Raw genomic sequence first — 18,000 nt, 5'->3', positions numbered from 1 at the left:
AGTGTTTAAAAGTTGGAACTTTCGCAATGCGCAGCGGTATTCCGGGCCTCTGGGAGGCCCGGAATACAGGGGGTGGCGGTTTTTTTAGCGGAGGTTGACTAGTGTTTTTGCTTGTCGGACTGAGCTGATAAATCGTGCAGATAACGCCGTGACAGCGTGAGAAAGCGTGGGGTAGGGCCGACGTCTTCGTACAGCGGGTCGCCTTCCTCATCGGTGGCGATTACCTGTTTGCCCTTGATGTAGGGAAAGCTCGCTTCCAGCTCTTCGAGGGCCGCGCCGATCAGTTCACCGAGCAGTTCTTCGGTATGGCGTTTGGGGTACATTTCAGAGATCGCCGCCAGCCTGGCGGCGGCCTCTACATCCAGGTGAATGGCGTATTCGGTTTTGGTCAGGCGACCCTTGGCGTTTTCTTCCCAATGCTGGGCCAGTTCTCGGATTTTCATGGCAACCTCAATAGAGCCCACGGTAGGCGGGCGATGATCAGTGACCAGCCGACCAGCGCGGATAACGCTGCGGCTTACTGTTGAGACTAGCTGCAACTCACAAGGTTTAAAGTTCCTTGTAAGACGCCGCCGTGGGCGGCACTCTTGAAGATCAAAGCGTCCCGGATTTTCTGCTGGAGATTGGCTGATGAGCGATATCGATGCACGTTTGCGTGAGGATGTTCACCTGCTGGGTGAGCTGTTGGGCAACACGATTCGAGAGCAGTACGGCGATGAATTCCTCGACAAGATCGAGCAGATCCGTAAAGGCGCCAAGGCCGACCGCCGTGGCGCGGCTTCGGAGCAGGTCGCCGGCGAAGAGCTGAGCGCCAGCCTCAATCAACTCAAGGAAGACGAACTGCTGCCGGTGGCGCGGGCCTTCAACCAGTTTCTCAACCTGGCCAACATCGCCGAGCAGTACCAGTTGATCCACCGCCGCGATGAATCGACGCCTGCGCCGTTTGAGTCACGGGTACTGCCGGAGCTGCTGGCACGTTTACAGAGCGAAGGCCACAGCAGCGAATCCCTGGCGCGCCAGTTGGGCCGGCTGGAAATCGAACTGGTGCTTACCGCGCACCCCACCGAAGTTGCCCGCCGCACGTTGATCCAGAAATACGACGCCATCGCTGCACAACTGGCCCTGCAGGATCATCGCGACCTCACCACCGCCGAGCGCGAGCAGATCCGCAATCGCCTGCAACGCCTGATCGCCGAAGCCTGGCACACCGAAGAAATTCGCCGCACCCGGCCCACGCCGGTAGACGAAGCCAAGTGGGGCTTTGCGGTGATCGAGCATTCGCTGTGGCACGCTATCCCGAACTATTTGCGCAAGGCCGATCACGCCTTGCACGCCGCCACCGGCCTGCATTTGCCGCTGGAAGCCGCGCCGATTCGCTTCGCGTCCTGGATGGGCGGCGACCGCGACGGCAACCCCAACGTCACCGCGCCAGTCACCCGCGAAGTATTGCTGCTGGCGCGCTGGATGGCTGCCGACCTGTACTTGCGTGATATCGACCACCTGGCCTCTGAGCTGTCGATGCAACAAGCCAGCCCGGCGTTGTTGGCCAAGGTGGGTGACAGCGTTGAGCCTTACCGCGCGCTGCTCAAGCAACTGCGCGAACGCCTGCGCGCTACGCGCCAGTGGGCCCATACCTCGTTGACCACGACCACCCCGGCGCCTGCCGACGTGCTGCAAAACAACCGCGACCTGCTTGACCCGCTGGAGCTGTGCTACGAGTCGCTGCACACCTGTGGCATGGGCGTGATTGCCGACGGGCCGCTGCTCGATTGCCTGCGTCGGGCGGTCACGTTTGGCCTGTTCCTGGTGCGCCTCGACGTGCGTCAGGATTCGTCCCGTCACTGCGCGGCCATGACCGAAATCACTGATTACCTGGGCCTTGGCCGTTATGAGGATTGGGACGAAGAGGCGCGCATCAGCTTCCTGATGAAGGAACTCGCCAACCGCCGCCCCTTGTTGCCGGGCTACTTCAAACCTTCGGCAGACACCGCCGAAGTGCTGAACACCTGTAAGGAAATCGCCGCCGCACCTGCTGCATCCCTCGGCTCATACGTCATCTCCATGGCCGGTGCCGCGTCGGATGTGCTGGCCGTGCAATTGCTGCTCAAGGAGTCCGGCGTACAGCGGCCGATGCGCGTGGTGCCATTGTTCGAGACCCTGGCGGACCTGGACAACGCAGGCCCGGTGATCGAGAAACTGCTGCTGTTGCCGGGCTATCGCGCGCGCCTGCAAGGCCCGCAGGAAGTGATGATCGGCTACTCGGATTCGGCCAAGGATGCGGGCACCACCGCCGCCGCCTGGGCGCAATACCGGGCCCAGGAACGGTTGGTGGAAATCTGCCGAGAACAACAAGTCGAGCTGCTGTTGTTCCACGGTCGCGGTGGCACCGTGGGCCGTGGCGGCGGCCCGGCCCACGCGGCGATTCTGTCGCAGCCACCAGGCTCGGTGGCCGGGCGTTTCCGCACCACTGAACAAGGCGAGATGATCCGCTTCAAGTTCGGCCTGCCGGACATCGCCGAGCAAAACCTCAACCTGTACCTGGCGGCGGTGCTGGAGGCGACCTTGTTGCCACCGCCACCACCGGAACCGGCGTGGCGCCACTTGATGGACGAATTGGCTGCCGATGGCGTAAGTGCTTACCGCGCCGTGGTGCGGGAAAATCCCCAATTTGTCGAATACTTCCGCCAATCCACTCCGGAGCAGGAGTTGGGACGCTTGCCACTGGGCAGTCGCCCGGCCAAGCGTCGGGCCGGTGGTATTGAGAGCCTGCGGGCGATCCCGTGGATCTTCGGCTGGACCCAAACCCGCCTGATGCTGCCGGCCTGGCTCGGTTGGGAAGCGGCATTGAGCAAGGCGCTGGAACGCGGCGAAGGCGAGTTGCTGGGGCAGATGCGCGAGCAGTGGCCGTTCTTCCGCACCCGCATCGATATGCTGGAAATGGTGCTGGCCAAGGCCGACGCCGACATTGCCCGCCTGTATGACGAGCGTCTGGTGCAGCCCGATCTGCTGCCATTGGGCGCGCACTTACGCGACCTATTGTCGCAGGCGTGCAGCGTGGTGCTTGGCCTGACTGGCCAGTCGCAACTGCTGGCCCATAGCCCCGATACGCTTGAGTTCATCCGCCTGCGCAACACCTACCTGGACCCGTTGCACCTGTTGCAGGCCGAGTTGCTGGCCCGTTCGCGACAGCAGGAAGCGGCACAGGACAGCCCTCTGGAACAGGCGCTGCTGGTGTCTGTGGCCGGTATTGCGGCCGGTTTGCGCAACACCGGCTGACATTTATGGCGTGTTCTCAATAGCTTGCAGACACACCGCGCCGGTCGCCGTAAAATTGGCGACCGGCGTTTTGCTGTCAGGGTTGCACCCGCCTATAAAGCCAGCGCGGCGCGGGTTTCTCCTACTTTCGGCGGCTTGTGTGGTTTGGGCCTGCTGTGTATCTTGATCAGCCTTTGGCCGTTTGTGCGGCCTGGACCCAAAATTTCCGAGATTGGCCCCACGCGGCGAATCCGAGCGTCATCTCTATAAAAAATTGAGGAGCACATCGATGCGCGTCATTCTGCTGGGAGCTCCCGGGGCCGGTAAAGGTACTCAGGCAAAGTTCATCACTGAAAAATTCGGCATTCCACAAATCTCCACCGGCGACATGCTGCGTGCGGCCGTCAAGGCCGGCACCGAGCTGGGCCTGATCGCCAAGAGCGTGATGGACAGCGGCGGCCTGGTCTCCGATGACTTGATCATCAACCTGGTCAAGGAACGCATCAGCCAGGACGACTGCAAGAACGGTTTCCTGTTCGACGGTTTCCCGCGCACCATTCCCCAGGCTGAAGCCTTGGTGAAGGCCGGCGTCGAGCTGGACAACGTGGTGGAAATCGCCGTTGAAGACGAAGAGATCGTGCAGCGTATTGCCGGTCGTCGTGTTCACGAAGCCTCGGGCCGCGTTTACCACATCGTCTACAACCCGCCGAAAGTGGCCGGCAAGGACGATGTCACCGGCGAAGAGCTGGTACAGCGCAAAGACGACACCGAAGAAACCGTGCGTCATCGCCTGTCGGTCTACCATTCGCAGACCAAGCCACTGGTGGACTTCTACCAGAAGCTGGCCGATGCCCAGGGCAAACCGAAGTACAGCCACATTGAAGGCGTTGGCTCGGTTGAGTCCATCACCGGCAAGGTACTGCAAGCGTTGAGCTGATGGTTCATCCGTTTGATTGACAACGGCCCGCTTGCGGGCCGTTGTTGTTTATACTGACGCACTTTTTTTCAACGTGGATGCATACACCGATGAGCACCTTGCTGGCCCTGGACACCGCGACTGAAGCTTGCTCCGTTGCCCTGCTGCACGATGGCAAGGTCACGAGCCACTACGAGGTGATCCCGCGCCTGCATGCGCAGAAGCTGTTGCCGATGATCAAGCAATTGCTGCTGGACGCGGGCACCACCTTGTCGGCAGTGGACGCCATCGCGTTCGGCCGTGGCCCGGGCGCATTCACCGGTGTGCGCATCGCCATTGGTGTGGTCCAGGGCTTGGCGTTTGCGCTGGAGCGTCCGGTATTGCCGGTGTCCAACCTGGCGGTGCTGGCGCAGCGGGCGTTTCGCGAACACGGCGCAAGCCAGGTCGCGGCCGCCATCGATGCGCGCATGGACGAAGTGTATTGGGGCTGCTACCGCGAAACCGCTGGCGAGATGCGCCTGATCGGCGCTGAAGCCGTACTGCCGCCTGAAGCTGCGGCCTTGCCGGGTGATGCCAGCGGCGACTGGTTCGGTGCTGGCACCGGCTGGGGTTACGGCGAACGCATTGGCGTTACGCTTACCGGCCAGGATGCCGGGATGTTGCCCCACGCCGAAGACCTGCTGACCCTGGCACGCTTTGCCTGGGCGCGGGGCGAGGCGATTGCGGCCGATCAGGCGGCACCCGTGTACTTGCGCGATAAAGTGGCGCAAACCAAGGCCGAACGCGGGATTATTTGACGTCAAAAATGTGGGCAATTTCAGCTAAAAAACGCCAATCGTCAGAATTTGCCCCTGCTTTTAAACCTTTTTCAAATTATGTGTTCTAGTTATCACCAGAGCATTTGCGCGCGACGGAAAGCGCCACTAAAATGCCATCACCGATACCGAGTTCGCATGTATGCGCATAGACGGCTTTTCATCACAGTCCTACCCCCTCAAGCGTAAGCCTCGCAAGGCGAACGTGACGGTAGACGACTCCGTCGAAGACTCGCCCGACTTTGTTGAAGTCCACTCCGACTCAACGGCTGTTTCTGCTCGTTCCCAAGGCTCCGGCGGCGAACGCATCAGCGGTGTTCCTGCCCGTCAGCAAGACATGGTCTTCCCGCGCTCCATGAGCAAAAACGTCGCCACGGCCCTGGCCAGCTACCTGACCACCGCCGGCTTTGTCGAATGGGATATGGAAGTGCTGGGCCTCGATATCCATATCTGATGCTGCTGCCTTACTACCTTGGTTGCCCGTCCTGGAGTGAAAACGCCTGGCGCGACTACCTGTATCCCGCCGACGCACGCTCCAGCGATTACCTCGCCCTGTATTCCCAAGTCTTCAACGCCGTTGAGGGCAACACTACGTTCTATGCCCGCCCCTCCGTCGCCACCGTGCAGCGCTGGGCTGAAATCATGCCCGAGCATTTTCGGTTCACCGCCAAGTTTCCGGGTGATATCAGCCACAGCGGCAACTTGATTGAGCAGTTGCCGGCGGCGGAAAGTTTTCTGGGGTTGATGAGCCCGTTGGGCGAGCGTATTTCGCCGTTGTGGCTGCAACTGCCGGCCAGTTTTACCCCGCAGCGCCTAGGTGAGCTGGCCGGGTTTATCGACGGGTTGGAGCGACCGCTGGCGGTGGAAGTGCGCCACTTGGAGTTCTTTGCCAAGGGCGACGCCGAGCGCAGCCTCAACCGCTTGCTGCGAGACCGCGGTGTCGAGCGCATCTGCCTGGACCCGCGGGCGCTGTTCAGTTGCACGTCCACCTCGGCAGCCGTGCTGCACGCCCAATCGAAAAAACCCAAGGTGCCGCCTCGCCCGGCGGCGCTGACGCAGTTTCCGCAGGTGCGCTTTATTGGCCATCCGGAGCTGGAAGCCAATGACCCGTTCCTGGTGCCCTGGATTGAAAAGGTCGCCGGCTGGATCGAGGAGGGCCGTACGCCCTACGTCTTTCTTCACACTTCCGACAATCGCCTGGCCGCCCAACTGGCCCTGCGCTTTCATGACAAGTTGATGGCGCGGTTGCCTGGTTTGCCGGCATTGCCCACGCTGCATAGAGAACCCGAAGCGGAGCAACTGGGGTTACTCTAAGGCTCCTTTTCCCGACAGGAGTCAGTCATGGATGCCCAAACCCTTCGCGCCGAAACCTTCAAGGCCTTGCATGAGCGTGACCGTGCCTTTGTGATGCCCAATCCTTGGGATGCCGGTTCCGCAAAAATGCTCGCCAGCCTGGGTTTCGAAGCCCTGGCCACCACCAGCGCGGGCTTTGCCTTCAGCCTCGGCCGCCCGGATGCCGAAGGGGCGTTGTCCCTGGAAGACACCCTCGGCAATGCCGGGATGATCGTCCAGGCAACCTCTCTGCCCGTCGCCGCCGACCTGGAAAACGGCTTCAGCGACACGCCGCAAGGTTGCGCCGAGACCATCCTGCGCGCTGCTGCCACCGGGATTGTCGGTGGCTCCATCGAAGACGCCACCGGGATTGTGGTCGACCCCATCTATCCGTTTGATCTGTCCGTCGAGCGCGTCGAAGCTGCCGTTGCTGCGGCCCGCAGCTTGCCGTTCCCCTTCACCCTGACCGCCCGCGCAGAAAACCTCCTGCATGGCCGGCTGGATTTGCCCGACACCATCCGCCGCTTGCAGGCCTACGCCGAAGCCGGTGCCGACGTGCTCTATGCACCGGCCTTGCGCAGTGCCGAGGAAGTGTTGGCCGTCGTGAAGGCGGTAGCGCCCAAGCCTGTGAATATCTTGATGTCCGGTGCGCTGAAACTCAGCGTGGCGCAGTTGAGCGAGATGGGCGTCAAGCGCATCAGCGTCGGCTCGGCCATGGCCCTGGCGGCTTATGGCGAATTCTTCAGGGCGGCCAAGGAGGTTCATGAGCTGGGCACGTTTACCTTCACCGAGCGCTCGATGCCGTTCAGCCAGGCCAATCAATTGTTCAAAGGCTGAGGCGTCGTGCGTTTCTTCAAGGTGCTGGGTGTGCTGCTGGTGTTGGCAGGTGGTGTGCTCGTTGGCGTGTGGCGTGGCTGGGTGCCGCTGCCCGATGAGTGGAACCCGTGGGCGCCGCTGGACGTGCGCGCAAGCCCGAACCTGTTGACCCGATTCAAACTGGGACGCTTGCAGGATGACCCCGTGCTGTGTGACCAGGTGCTGAAAACATCCGGGCTGCGGGTCAGCCATCAGGCGGACAGCCCCGTTGATGCCGCTTGCCCATTGCGCAACACCTTGCGCGTCCAACGCGCAGACGTCGGCTTGAGCAGCAGCTTTCTCGCCAGTTGCCCGTTGGCCGTGGCCTTCGCCCTGTTCGAGCGCCACAGCCTGCAACCGGCGGCCCAGGCGGTATTTGGCCAGGCGGTGACCCGGGTCGATCACCTGGGCAGCTTTGCCTGTCGCAATATCTACAACCGCGCCGATGGGCGACTCAGCCAGCACGCGTCGGCCAATGCGTTGGATATCGCCGGGTTTCGCCTGGCGGATGGGCGCAGCATCAATGTGCTCAAGGATTGGCCGGGCGAGGGCGAGGGCGCGCGTTTTCTGCGTCAGGTGCGCGATGGCGCCTGCAAGGATTTCAACGTGGTGTTGAGCCCGGATTACAACGCGGCCCACCGTAATCACTTTCATGTGGATATGGGGCGTTGGTGGGTGTGTCGCTGAGGGTCAGGCGGCCAGGCGCAGGTTGTGGAGGATCAGCGGGCGAGCCCAGCGGCTGTCGAAGTCCAGGGCTTTCTGTTGCTCAACCAGCTCTTCTGCCGGGAATGGCGGCGGCGGCGGTGGCAGCAGGTCCAGTTCGAACTCGGCAATTGGCAAGTGCAGCGGCCGTGGTTGCGGCGCCGGGCCCGGAATAGGCACTGGTTGGCCGGCGGTGAGGACGATAGGGCGCACCCAACCACTTTCGAAGTTCTGCTGCTTTTGCTGGGCGACCACTTCTTCGGCCGGGTACGGTGGCGGAGCCGGTGGCAGCAGTTGCAGTTCGAATTCGGCGATGGGCAGGAACAGCGGTTCCGGCGGGGCTATTTCGGTGTCTTTCACGTCACACGCGCGCTGGGTGACGATCTGCGACAGCAGGTCACTGCCTTCGCTCGGTTCAACCGACGGATCTACCGGCTTTGCCACAGACTTGGCGAGCGCGCCTGGCGTGTCGCCAAGCTGTTCGGCCAACGCCTGGGCGAAGAAGTCCTGCCACACATGACTGACGCCGGCCAGCGCTTGGGTATTGCGCAGGCCGAAGTGGTTGTGGGTCGGCAGTACACCGGTGAATAGCGAAGGAATGTCTGACATTTCTCTCGATCGTCGCTCAGCTCTGGCAAAATGCCGGATCCTTTTTTTTATCGGCCGCTTTTCGCCGATCCTTAATATTTTTGAGCGTAGTCACCGATGAGCGAACAACCAGCGGCCAGCCGCATTCGGGTCGAGGCCTTGGCCGAAGTTTTTCAGGCGCGTGCCCAGCACTGGGCCGAGCAGCTTGGGTTGCCGTTGCAGCTGGATGAGGCGGATTTTGCCTTGCAGGTGGGTGAGCAGGGGTTGCAGTTGCAGCAACTGGGGCCTGACGCGCCTGGGCCGGTGCGGGTGGATTTTGTGGAAGGTGGTGCGGCGCACCGGCGTTTGTATGGTGGTGGCAGTGGGCAGATGATTGCCAAGGCGGTGGGCGTGGCTCAGGGCGTGCGACCGCGGGTGTTGGACGCTACGGCGGGGTTGGGCAAGGATGCGTTTGTGCTGGCCAGCCTGGGGTGTGAGATGAGCCTGATTGAGCGGCAGCCGTTGATTGGCGCTTTGCTGGAAGATGGATTGGTGCGCGGGGCCGAGGATTTTGAGGTGGCACCGATTGTGGCGCGGATGCGGTTGCTCAAGGGCAATTCGATTGAGGTGATGCGCAATTGGGAGGGGGAGCCGCCTCAGGTGATTTATCTGGATCCGATGTTTCCGCATCGGGAGAAGACCGCGTTGGTGAAGAAGGAGATGCGGTTGTTTCGGCCTTTGGTGGGGGATGATCCGGATGCACCGGCGCTGCTCGCCGCTGCGTTGGCACTTGCCAGCCACCGGGTGGTGGTCAAGCGTCCACGCAAGGCGCCGTGCATTGACGGCCCCAAGCCAAGTCACGCGCTGGATGGGAAATCCAGTCGGTATGATATTTATCCGAAGAAGGCGCTGAAGTCCTGAGGCTGGTTTGGGTGTGTATATCCGTTGCCGCTGTAAGAGCGGAACCAATATCAAAAATCACCCAAAACGGATATGCCCCACCCCCAGCTCAATCAAACTTATAGCTGATAGCCCCCTGCACCTGCCCCTGATTCACATCCCCGGTTTCCTTGACGATGCTGCTATTAGCCGCCGACCCCACCAGGTGAATCCAGCTGGCACTGGTCAACAGTGACCACTTCGCATCCAGGGGAAACTCAAAACTCTGCGTCAACGTCAGGTTCTGAAACCCTGCACTGGCGTTATAAGGCCGAAACCCCGAAGCCGCAGCCTCATTGGCATCCACCCCAAAAAACGTCTGCGCCTGCCGCGCATCGGCAAAATGCGCCATCAAGCCGGTGCTGCCGATAATGCCGCCGCCCAACGGATAACCCAACTCACCGCCGAGCTTACCCACCACACCACTTTGATCACGCCCACCGCCCACGGCCTGACCCACCTGCGCATACACTCGCCAAAACTCAGCCGGAGCGTACTGAATAAAACCCCCGATCTCCGCCATATCCGAAACGTCGCGCAAGCCCCGCAACGAACCGTTCGCCGACCGCCCCGGCAAGTAATTGATGTAAGGGCCGGCCGTAAAACCATGGGTATTCAGGGCACTCCAGGTCAGCCCATCGTCGCTACCCAGGCTGACACTCCCCCAATCCAGATCGAAATAAGGAATAGGCTGCGTTTCGTAGCGGCTACCCGTCGGGTCATGCGGCTGATAACTGACACCCACGCCCGCTTCACCGGTAATCCCGTCTGCCAGCGCAGCGTTTGAAACGCCCCACAGCCCCAGCAAACCGGCGAATACAGCAAAAGTAACCCTGAACATGGAGCCATTTCCTTTTGTGAACATGCGCGCATGAACGCGCAAACACCCGACCTTAGGCAAGCACTCATCTAGGTTGTAGCAACCTACAAAAATTGTAGCCAGTTCCGGTACAGCCGTAAGGAAATACCTACATAAGCCCCGGAATATATGGGTTAGAGGCACTTGGCACACTCCATGCTCTATCCCCTGCAAGCGCAACAGCGCGTTCCTACTTCATAGGTAAATGCAGATGATCCACTGGCATATCGTGTGTGACTTCGACGGGACCATCACCCCCACCGACGTTATCGACAACGTCCTCCAACGCTTCGCCGGCCCCGAGTGGGAAACCATCGAACAGGAATGGCTGGATGGGCACATCGGTTCGCGCGAATGCCTGAGCCGTCAACTGGCGCTGATCAAGGCGACCCCGGCCGAGTTGCTGGCCTACTTCGACAGCGTTGAGATCGACCCGGACTTCCCGGACTTCGTCGACCACGTCATGGGCCTGGGCGCTTCCATTGAAGTGGTCAGCGACGGCATCGAACAAGGCATCGCGCGGATTCTGTCGCGCAACTACGTGACCTTGCTGCCGATCCTCGCCAACCGCCTGCGCCAGGTCGACCAGAACAGCTGGCGCATCGACTTTCCGTATTCCAGCGATGCGTGCCGTGCTGCTTCCGGCAACTGCAAGTGCAAGTCCACCCCGCGCAACAAGCGCGTGCTGGTGATCGGCGACGGCAAGTCCGACATGTGTGTGGCCTCCACCGCCGACTTCGTCTTCGCCAAGGCCAGCCTGGCTGACTACTGCGAAACCAACAACATCCCTTACGTGCGGTTCGACACCTTTGCCGAACTGCCTGCATTGCTGGCCAAGCTGCCTCAGGGCATCGCCGCCAACGCCAATTCTTTCAGCACCTCTTCCGACAATCAGGAACTCTTCCACCATGTCTGATATCCGTATTGCCAGCGCAGAAGACCAGGTTCTTCTGGATAAAGAAGCCAAGTACTGCTCCTACGGCGACACCGTTCACTACATCGACCCTCCGCGCATTTTCAGCCGTTGCGAAGGCTCCTACGTGTGGGACACCGAAGACCAGGCTTATCTCGACCTGCAAATGTGGTACTCGGCCGTTAACTTCGGTTACGCCAACCCACGCCTGAACAACGCGCTGAAACAGCAGATCGATACCCTGCCGCAAATCGCCAGCCAGTACCTGCACAAAGGCAAGATCGAGCTGTCGGAAATGATCGCAGTCGACGCCAAGAAAAAATTCGGCCTCGACGGTCGTGTGCACTTTAACGTCGGCGGTTCGCAGTCCATCGAAGACTCCTTGAAAGTGGTGCGTAACGCTTCCAACGGCAAGAGCCTGATGTTCGCCTTCGAAGGTGGCTACCACGGCCGTACCCTCGGCGCGTCGTCGATCACTTCGAGTTTCCGCTACCGTCGCCGCTACGGCCACTTCGGCGAGCGTGCCAATTTCATCCCGTTCCCGTACCACTTCCGCGGCCCTAAAGGCATGACCAAGGAAGAATACGGCAGCCACTGCGTGCAGCAGTTCGCCCGTCTGTTCGAAACTGAATACAACGGCGTTTGGGACCCGAAAACCAACCAGTGCGAATACGCAGCCTTCTACGTCGAGCCGATCCAGGGCACCGGCGGCTACGTGATCCCGCCGATGAACTTCTACAGCGAGCTGAAGCAGGTCCTGGACCAGCACGGCATCCTGATGGTCGTTGACGAAATCCAGATGGGCTTCTGGCGTACCGGCAAGCTGTGGTCGATCGAACACTTCGACGTCAAACCTGACGTGATCGTCTTCGGCAAGGCACTGACCAACGGCCTGAACCCGCTGGGCGGCATCTGGGCCAAGGAAGAGTTGATCAACCCGAAAATCTTCCCGCCAGGCTCCACTCACTCCACCTTCGCCTCAAACCCATTGGGTACTGCGGTAGGCCTGGAAATGTTCAAGATGACCAGCGAAGTCGACTACGGCGCGATGGTCATGGCCAAGGGCAAATACTTCCTGGCCGGCCTGCAAGAGCTGCAAAAACGCTTCCCGATCATCGGCGACGTCGATGGCCTGGGCCTGGCCCTGCGCTGCGAAATCTGCGGCCCGGACGGCTTCACCCCGGACAAGGCCACCCTGGACTACATGGTCGAGGAAGGCATGAAGGGGGACATGGTGGTTGACGGTCAGAAACTCGGCCTGATCCTCGACGTGGGCGGCTACTACAAAAACGTGATCACCCTGGCACCGTCGCTGGAAATCAGCTACCCGGAAATCGACCTGGGCCTGAAACTGCTCGAGCAACTGCTTGTGCGGGCGACCAAACGGTGAACCTGCACGAGATCGACCTCGGTGAAGGTGATGCCGGCTTCGTTCTCGGTAGCGGTCCGATCGGGATCCTGTTGATCCACGGCCTGACGGGCACCCCGACGGAACTCCGTCGGGTGGCCCAGGGCTTGGCCAAAGTCGGCAACTGCACGGTGTACGTGCCGACCCTGGCCGGGCACTGCGGGGACAACAGCGACCTGCAAGCCACCGGCTGGCAGGACTGGTACGAAGGCGTGCGCAAGACGTTCGTGGCGGTGAAACAGCGCCACGAGCAGGTGTTTGTCGGCGGTTTGTCGATGGGCGCGGTGATGTCGATGTACGTGGCGTCGCAGTTCCCCGGCCAGGTCGCTGGCTTGTTGATGTACTCCACCACCTTGAAGTACGACGGCTGGAGCATCAACAAGATGGCGTTCATCACGCCCTTGCTGATCCGTATTCCCTTCGGTGTGCGCCTGTTCCGCTTCACTGAAAAACCGCCCTACGGCATCAAGAACGAGCGCCTTCGGGCCATCGTCGAGCGGCAGATGAAGGAAGGGGAGAGCAGCCAGGCGGGGCTATTGACCATGGAGGGCGTCACGGTGCGCGAGTTGCACTGGATGAACGCCGTGGTGAAGAAACTCATGCCATCGATCAAGACCCCAGCCCTGGTACTGCATTCCATCGAGGATGACATCACCAGCCGCTGGAACGCCGATTACGTGGAACGCCACCTCGGCGGCCCCGTGACCAAGATCCTGCTGGACAACTGCTACCACATGATCACCGTCGACCTGCAGTACCGTCGTGTGATCGAACTGAGCGCCGAGTTTGTCGAACAACACGCTGTTCCTGTAGGAGCGAGCTTGCTCGCGAAGGACGTGAACGAACACGCGTTCTGTCTGGTTTAACGCGGCGCGCTTGAGTTTTTCGCGAGCAAGCTCGCTCCTACAAGGAAACGTTGTGATTATCGCCCAAGCCTTTTCGACCATTCGGGCCATCGAACGCAGTGCCTGGAACGACTGTTTTCCCGGTGCCCTGGAGGATTGGGACTATTACGTGGCCGTGGAAAACGCCGCCATTGATGACTTTCAATGGCGCTACCTCGCGGTGTTTGACGATGCAACGCTGGTGGCGGTCGCACCCGCGTTCATCACGCGTTATCGCCTCGACACGACCGTGTCGGGCATGGGTAAGCGCTTTACCGAGCGCCTGGAGCGACTGTGGCCGGGTGTTTTGAAGTTGGGCCTGTATGCCATCGGCTCGCCGGTGGCAGAACAGTGCAATGCGGGTATCGCCAGCCACGTTCCCGAATCAGGGCGCCAGGCATTGCTTGCGCAGTTGCTCGCCGCTGCGCGCCAGGATGCCGATGTGTTCGGCGTTGGGCTGGTGGCGGTCAAGGACGCACCGACCAAGGATGAAGGCTGGTCAAACAGCTGCCTTGGCGCGGGCTTTCAGAGCATGCCCAGCCTGCCGACGGCATTATTGCCGATCCCTTTTGGTTCAGTGGACGCCTACCTGGGTTCCCTGGACAAAGCCACCCGCAAAGACCTGCGCCGCAAACTGCGTGCGCCGGGCCCGCGTGTTGAGTGGCGACGTAATATCGACGACGTACTGCCGCGAATCATGACGTTGTATGAGGCCACCCTGGAACGCTCCGATTTGCAGTTCGAACGACTGCCGGCGGACTATTTCACCGGTATCCTTGAACAGCTGCAAGAACGTGCGGTCTGTGTGCTTTATTGGGTGGACGAGCAACTGGTGGCGTTCAACCTGATCCTGCTGAACCAGGATCGCCTGATTGACAAGTTTTTCGGTGAAGACATTGATTACAGCCGTGAGTACAGCCTGGCCGTGCGCAGTTGGTTAACCAATGTCGACTACTGTATTCGCAACGATATTGCGTTATATGAGTGTGGTCAGGCCGGCTATGCCAGCAAGTTGCTGCTGGGCTGCGAGTTCCAGGGCAACAGCATGTTTTTCCGCCACCGTAACTGGCTGGTCAACCGTGCGCTGTTCGTTGCAAAAGTGTTTCTTCGACCGGATCGATCCGACCCTGCCATGGCTGCTGCGATAAGCGAAACCTGATGATCAACAAGACCCGCCAAAAAGCCCGCCCCTTTGCCATTTCGCGTTGGAGCGTCCAGCGCAAGCTGGTGTTGGCGTTCTGGCTGGTCACGGTGATTCCGACGATGATCGCGGCGGAGCTGGCGGCGACGACGTTGTCGCAGATCTTCGACAGCAACGTGCGTATCTGGCTGCAGGAGTCGACCAAGATCGTCAAGGACGAGATTGGCGACATCCTCCACGACAACGCCCGGGTCGCCCAACTGTTCCTGCGCTACACCAAGCCGCCGTCGTCGCGCCAGGCCGCCAAGCACGACAAACTGACCGCCGACATTGCTGCCGCCACCGACATCGACGTGGTTGCGCTGATCCGCAGCAGTGACCACAAAATTGTCTTCACTACGGCTGCCGACGACATCGTCAAGCAAATCAACCTGGCGAGTAATGCGGTGTTGCAGACCGTCCAGGTGGCGGGCGTGACTACCGGTGTGGTGGTGTCCACTTTTGAGACCAGCGAGGACGGCGTCGACTATCAACTGCTGGTGGCCACGTACCTGGACAGCAGTTTCCTGACCAGCGTGGCCGACGTGCATTCCCTCGACCTGCGTTTGTACCTGGCCAACCCCAGCGGTTTCTCGGAGATTTTCTCCACCCAGCGCTTCGTCGATCACCCCAACCGGATTCCGTCGAGTATCGAAGCCGCGCTGCGCAGCACCAAGCAGCCCAGCGAACAGTTCACCAGTAACTACAGCGGTTTGTACTGGCCGATATTCAACGATGCCGGCGAGCTGCAAGGGGTGATTTTCAGTGGCTTGCTGCGGCACACCAGCCTGGTGGGCCTGGTGAACCAGAGCAACCTGTTCGTGTTGATCTTCCTGCTCAGCTCGGCATTGTCCCTGGGCGCCGGCATGTTGGTGTCCCAACGCCTGACCCGGCCGCTGCGGGATTTGTCCGAAGGCGTCAGCGCGGTGATCTCGGGTAACTATCAGCACCGCGTGGCGGTCAGCGGCGGTGACGAACTGGCGCAACTGAGCAGCACCTTCAACCACATGACCGAGCGCCTCGGTGAGTTGCATCACCTGGAAGCGCAACTGCGCCGCCGCGACCGCCTGCATGCGTTGGGCGAAGTCGCCATGGGCCTGGCCCACGAAATTCGCAACCCACTGGGCATTATCAAGACCGCCACCCAGTTGCTGCACCGCCGCGCCGATCTGCCGGAAACGGACAAGCGCCACCTCGAATACGTGATCAGCGAAGTCAGCCGGATCAACGACCTGATCACCGAATTCCTCGACTTCGCCAAACCCAGCGCACCGTTGCGCACGGTGCAGGCGGCACGGCCGGTGGTGGAAGAAATCCTCGGCTTCTGCGGGCCAGAGCTGTCGACCCATAACATCGACGCGCAAATTGACGACCAGGCTCCCGGCGCAACGATTTACGCCGATGCCAAGCAGCTCAAGCAGGCCTGCCTCAACCTGATTCTCAACGCCATCGACGCCATGCCCGGAGGCGGTCGCCTGACGCTGGGCATCCACAGTGTGGGCGGCAACACGGTGATCAGCATTGCCGATACCGGCGAGGGTATTCCGTCGGACATGATGGAGCGCATCTTCACACCATTCGTCACCACCAAGGCCTCGGGCACGGGCTTGGGTCTGGCCAAAGTCTTCTCGATCATGGAAAGTCATGACGGCAGCATCGAATGTGTCAGCGAGAAAGATGCCGGCGCCACCTTCAGCCTGTACATTCCGGCCCAGGGTGCAGACGACGGCGATGATGAGGATGGTGATGACGCATAACGTATTGGTAGTCGACGACGAGCCCAAGCTCTGTGATTTGCTCTCGTCGGCCTTGAGCCAGAGCGGGATCCAGGTGTTTACCGCCGGCAACGGCCTGCATGCGCTCAAGGTGCTGGAGCAGGAAGACATCGACCTGGTGATCAGCGACTGGCGCATGCCCGGCATGGACGGGCCGGCGCTGCTGGCGGAGATCAAGGTGCGCTACCCGCAGCTGCCGGTGATCGTGATGACCGCCTACAGCACCGTGAAAAACGCCGTGCAATCGATGCGCAACGGCGCCTACGACTACATCGCCAAGCCGTTCGATATCGACGAGCTGGACATCACCGTGGCCAAGGCCCTGCAGTTTCGCGACATCATGCGCGACAACGCGCGCATGCGCGCCGAGCTGGATGAACACGCGCAGTTCGATAGCCTGGTGGGCGACAGCCCGGCGTTTCGCCGGGTGCTGCACGCCGTGGACTCGGTGCGCGACAGCAACGCCACGGTGCTGCTGACGGGCGAAAGCGGCACCGGCAAAGAGATGGTCGCCCGTGCCATCCACAAACACGGCAACCGCGCCGACAAGCCGTTTGTGGCGGTCAACTGCGCGGCGATTCCCGAAGGCTTGCTGGAAAGCGAGATGTTCGGCCACCGCAAGGGCGCCTTCACCGGTGCCGTGGCGGACCGGGTCGGGCGCTTCATGCAGGCCGACAAAGGCACGTTGTTTCTCGATGAAGTGGGTGACATGCCGTTGGCGTTGCAGGCGAAAATCCTGCGGGCCTTGCAAGAGCGGGTGATCGAGCCGGTGGGCGACCCGCGCGAGCGCAAGGTGGACGTGCGGGTGATCGCCGCCACCAACAAGAATCTGCTGGATGCGGTAGCGAACAAAGAGTTTCGTGAAGACCTTTACTACCGCCTCAACGTATTTCCGATTCCTCTGCCGGCCCTGCGCGAGCGGGTCGAAGACATTGCACCGCTGGCCCGCCATTTTGCCCAGACCTTGAGTGCGACGGCTGGCAAGCGCATCACCGGCTTCAGCCCCGAGGCGTTGCAGGCGATGGCGGCGTATTCCTGGCCGGGCAATATTCGTGAGCTGCAAAATTGTGTGGAGCGCGCGACGATTGTCGCGGCGACGCCGGTGATTGAGGACATTGATTTGCCGGCGTATCTGTTTGCCTCCAAACCGGCTGAGGATGGGGTGGGCGTGATACTCAGCAACGGGCCGGGTGTGCCGCACGATCTGGACGCGGCGCTGGCCGAGGTGGAGAAGGCGTACATCATGGCCGCGTTGCAGGAGAGCAACGGGGTGCAGGCAGCAGCAGCCCAGAAGATCGGGATTTCCGAGCGCAGCTTTTGGTACCGGTTGAAGAAGTTGGGGATTCAGGTGGACAAGATCGTTCGGTGAGAGGGCTGAGGCAGCGCTGATCAGTTGTGGCTGAGTACATATCCGTTATTTAGGTAACGGCAACTTAGGGTTCCGCTCTTACAGCGGGTCACTTTGCAAAAGCGTGTACGGACCGGACACATGGTGGACACATGTGCGGGGACATGGTTGACACATTATGAACCGTAATCAGGCTGTTTCACGTCGATCGTTCGCAAAAAATGATGGCAAAAATAAACGTCAAACAGCCCG

The 18,000-nt window shown here is 60.8% G+C and carries 17 protein-coding genes; 14 read left to right on the top strand and 3 right to left on the bottom strand.

All coding sequences use genetic code 11. The features are described from left to right. Positions 1-98: 98 nt before the first annotated feature. Entirely contained in the window at positions 99-443 is a 345-nt protein-coding gene (locus CEC48_RS10165; RefSeq protein WP_010176787.1) for a hypothetical protein, read from the bottom strand. A 187-nt stretch (positions 444-630) separates the two neighbouring features. Between CEC48_RS10165 and ppc the strand changes: the two genes are divergently transcribed. The 7 genes from ppc (at position 631) to CEC48_RS10130 (ending at position 7,860) form a co-directional block, all read left to right on the top strand. Beyond that, positions 631-3,276 carry a phosphoenolpyruvate carboxylase gene (gene ppc, locus CEC48_RS10160; protein ID WP_088423618.1) on the top strand — a complete coding sequence of 882 codons (2,646 nt, stop codon included), beginning with the start codon at positions 631-633 and terminating at the stop codon, positions 3,274-3,276. A gap of 268 nt (positions 3,277-3,544) precedes the next feature. Further along, the gene (adk, locus tag CEC48_RS10155; RefSeq protein WP_088423617.1) at positions 3,545-4,192 is read left to right on the top strand and encodes an adenylate kinase; all 648 of its coding nucleotides are present in this window, start codon (positions 3,545-3,547) and stop codon (positions 4,190-4,192) included. 89 nt (positions 4,193-4,281) lie between these two features. Then, positions 4,282-4,968 carry a tRNA (adenosine(37)-N6)-threonylcarbamoyltransferase complex dimerization subunit type 1 TsaB gene (tsaB, locus tag CEC48_RS10150; RefSeq protein WP_088423616.1) on the top strand — a complete coding sequence of 229 codons (687 nt, stop codon included), beginning with the start codon at positions 4,282-4,284 and terminating at the stop codon, positions 4,966-4,968. Between the two features lie 160 nt (positions 4,969-5,128). Beyond that, complete coding sequence (locus tag CEC48_RS10145) at positions 5,129-5,440, top strand: hypothetical protein (RefSeq protein ID WP_088423615.1); 312 nt, start codon at positions 5,129-5,131, stop codon at positions 5,438-5,440. Next, positions 5,440-6,300 carry a DUF72 domain-containing protein gene (locus CEC48_RS10140; protein WP_088423614.1) on the top strand — a complete coding sequence of 287 codons (861 nt, stop codon included), beginning with the start codon at positions 5,440-5,442 and terminating at the stop codon, positions 6,298-6,300. Before CEC48_RS10145 ends, CEC48_RS10140 begins: the two co-directional genes overlap by 1 nt. 27 nt (positions 6,301-6,327) lie before the next feature. Beyond that, the gene (locus CEC48_RS10135) at positions 6,328-7,155 is read left to right on the top strand and encodes an oxaloacetate decarboxylase (RefSeq protein WP_088423613.1); all 828 of its coding nucleotides are present in this window, start codon (positions 6,328-6,330) and stop codon (positions 7,153-7,155) included. Between the two features lie 6 nt (positions 7,156-7,161). After that, positions 7,162-7,860, top strand: coding sequence for an extensin family protein (locus CEC48_RS10130; RefSeq protein WP_088423612.1), 699 nt, complete (start codon positions 7,162-7,164; stop codon positions 7,858-7,860). 3 nt (positions 7,861-7,863) lie between these two features. On the opposite strand, the gene CEC48_RS10125 is transcribed toward CEC48_RS10130, so the two are convergent. Then, positions 7,864-8,484: an energy transducer TonB gene (locus CEC48_RS10125; RefSeq protein WP_088423611.1), complete on the bottom strand. Its 621-nt coding sequence runs from the start codon at positions 8,482-8,484 to the stop codon at positions 7,864-7,866. 96 nt (positions 8,485-8,580) lie between these two features. Between CEC48_RS10125 and CEC48_RS10120 the strand changes: the two genes are divergently transcribed. Next, entirely contained in the window at positions 8,581-9,363 is a 783-nt protein-coding gene (locus CEC48_RS10120; RefSeq protein ID WP_088423610.1) for a class I SAM-dependent methyltransferase, read from the top strand. 88 nt (positions 9,364-9,451) lie between these two features. Here CEC48_RS10120 and CEC48_RS10115 read toward each other — a convergent pair whose 3' ends face one another. Continuing rightward, positions 9,452-10,222, bottom strand: a complete 771-nt coding sequence (locus CEC48_RS10115; RefSeq protein ID WP_088423609.1) for a MipA/OmpV family protein — start codon at positions 10,220-10,222, stop codon at positions 9,452-9,454. A 229-nt stretch (positions 10,223-10,451) separates the two neighbouring features. Between CEC48_RS10115 and CEC48_RS10110 the strand changes: the two genes are divergently transcribed. From CEC48_RS10110 to CEC48_RS10085, 6 genes are read left to right on the top strand one after another with little or no spacing between them, the layout of a single operon-like run. Continuing rightward, complete coding sequence (locus CEC48_RS10110) at positions 10,452-11,156, top strand: MtnX-like HAD-IB family phosphatase (protein WP_088423608.1); 705 nt, start codon at positions 10,452-10,454, stop codon at positions 11,154-11,156. Continuing rightward, a complete protein-coding gene (locus CEC48_RS10105; protein ID WP_088423607.1) occupies positions 11,149-12,543 on the top strand; it encodes an aspartate aminotransferase family protein in 1,395 nt (464 codons plus the stop codon). Before CEC48_RS10110 ends, CEC48_RS10105 begins: the two co-directional genes overlap by 8 nt. Next, entirely contained in the window at positions 12,540-13,427 is an 888-nt protein-coding gene (locus CEC48_RS10100; RefSeq protein ID WP_088423606.1) for a carboxylesterase, read from the top strand. Before CEC48_RS10105 ends, CEC48_RS10100 begins: the two co-directional genes overlap by 4 nt. Positions 13,428-13,479: 52 nt before the next feature. Continuing rightward, the gene (locus CEC48_RS10095) at positions 13,480-14,604 is read left to right on the top strand and encodes a GNAT family N-acetyltransferase (protein WP_088423605.1); all 1,125 of its coding nucleotides are present in this window, start codon (positions 13,480-13,482) and stop codon (positions 14,602-14,604) included. Then, positions 14,604-16,382, top strand: coding sequence for a HAMP domain-containing sensor histidine kinase (locus tag CEC48_RS10090; protein ID WP_088423604.1), 1,779 nt, complete (start codon positions 14,604-14,606; stop codon positions 16,380-16,382). The genes CEC48_RS10095 and CEC48_RS10090 overlap by 1 nt, the downstream gene beginning before the upstream one ends. Beyond that, a complete protein-coding gene (locus tag CEC48_RS10085; RefSeq protein WP_088423603.1) occupies positions 16,372-17,769 on the top strand; it encodes a sigma-54 dependent transcriptional regulator in 1,398 nt (465 codons plus the stop codon). The genes CEC48_RS10090 and CEC48_RS10085 overlap by 11 nt, the downstream gene beginning before the upstream one ends. The last annotated feature ends 231 nt before the right edge of the window (positions 17,770-18,000 follow it).

Origin of the sequence: Pseudomonas sp. K2I15, from assembly GCF_002204795.1 — a bacterium.
Classification (GTDB): domain Bacteria; phylum Pseudomonadota; class Gammaproteobacteria; order Pseudomonadales; family Pseudomonadaceae; genus Aquipseudomonas.
Note: the sequence above shows the minus strand (reverse complement) of the source record. Positions and strands in the feature narration are given on the sequence as shown.

What these genes read in the sequence shown, in the direction of transcription:
- CEC48_RS10125 (WP_088423611.1), bottom strand. Translation starts at nt 8,484, where the DNA reads ATGTCAGACATTCCTTCGCTATTCACCGGTGTACTGCCGACCCACAAC.
- CEC48_RS10135 (WP_088423613.1), top strand. Translation starts at nt 6,328, where the DNA reads ATGGATGCCCAAACCCTTCGCGCCGAAACCTTCAAGGCCTTGCATGAG.
- CEC48_RS10115 (WP_088423609.1), bottom strand. Translation starts at nt 10,222, where the DNA reads ATGTTCAGGGTTACTTTTGCTGTATTCGCCGGTTTGCTGGGGCTGTGG.
- CEC48_RS10085 (WP_088423603.1), top strand. Translation starts at nt 16,372, where the DNA reads ATGACGCATAACGTATTGGTAGTCGACGACGAGCCCAAGCTCTGTGAT.
- CEC48_RS10105 (WP_088423607.1), top strand. Translation starts at nt 11,149, where the DNA reads ATGTCTGATATCCGTATTGCCAGCGCAGAAGACCAGGTTCTTCTGGAT.
- tsaB (WP_088423616.1), top strand. Translation starts at nt 4,282, where the DNA reads ATGAGCACCTTGCTGGCCCTGGACACCGCGACTGAAGCTTGCTCCGTT.
- CEC48_RS10120 (WP_088423610.1), top strand. Translation starts at nt 8,581, where the DNA reads ATGAGCGAACAACCAGCGGCCAGCCGCATTCGGGTCGAGGCCTTGGCC.
- CEC48_RS10145 (WP_088423615.1), top strand. Translation starts at nt 5,129, where the DNA reads ATGCGCATAGACGGCTTTTCATCACAGTCCTACCCCCTCAAGCGTAAG.
- CEC48_RS10165 (WP_010176787.1), bottom strand. Translation starts at nt 443, where the DNA reads ATGAAAATCCGAGAACTGGCCCAGCATTGGGAAGAAAACGCCAAGGGT.
- CEC48_RS10110 (WP_088423608.1), top strand. Translation starts at nt 10,452, where the DNA reads ATGATCCACTGGCATATCGTGTGTGACTTCGACGGGACCATCACCCCC.
- adk (WP_088423617.1), top strand. Translation starts at nt 3,545, where the DNA reads ATGCGCGTCATTCTGCTGGGAGCTCCCGGGGCCGGTAAAGGTACTCAG.
- ppc (WP_088423618.1), top strand. Translation starts at nt 631, where the DNA reads ATGAGCGATATCGATGCACGTTTGCGTGAGGATGTTCACCTGCTGGGT.
- CEC48_RS10140 (WP_088423614.1), top strand. Translation starts at nt 5,440, where the DNA reads ATGCTGCTGCCTTACTACCTTGGTTGCCCGTCCTGGAGTGAAAACGCC.
- CEC48_RS10090 (WP_088423604.1), top strand. Translation starts at nt 14,604, where the DNA reads ATGATCAACAAGACCCGCCAAAAAGCCCGCCCCTTTGCCATTTCGCGT.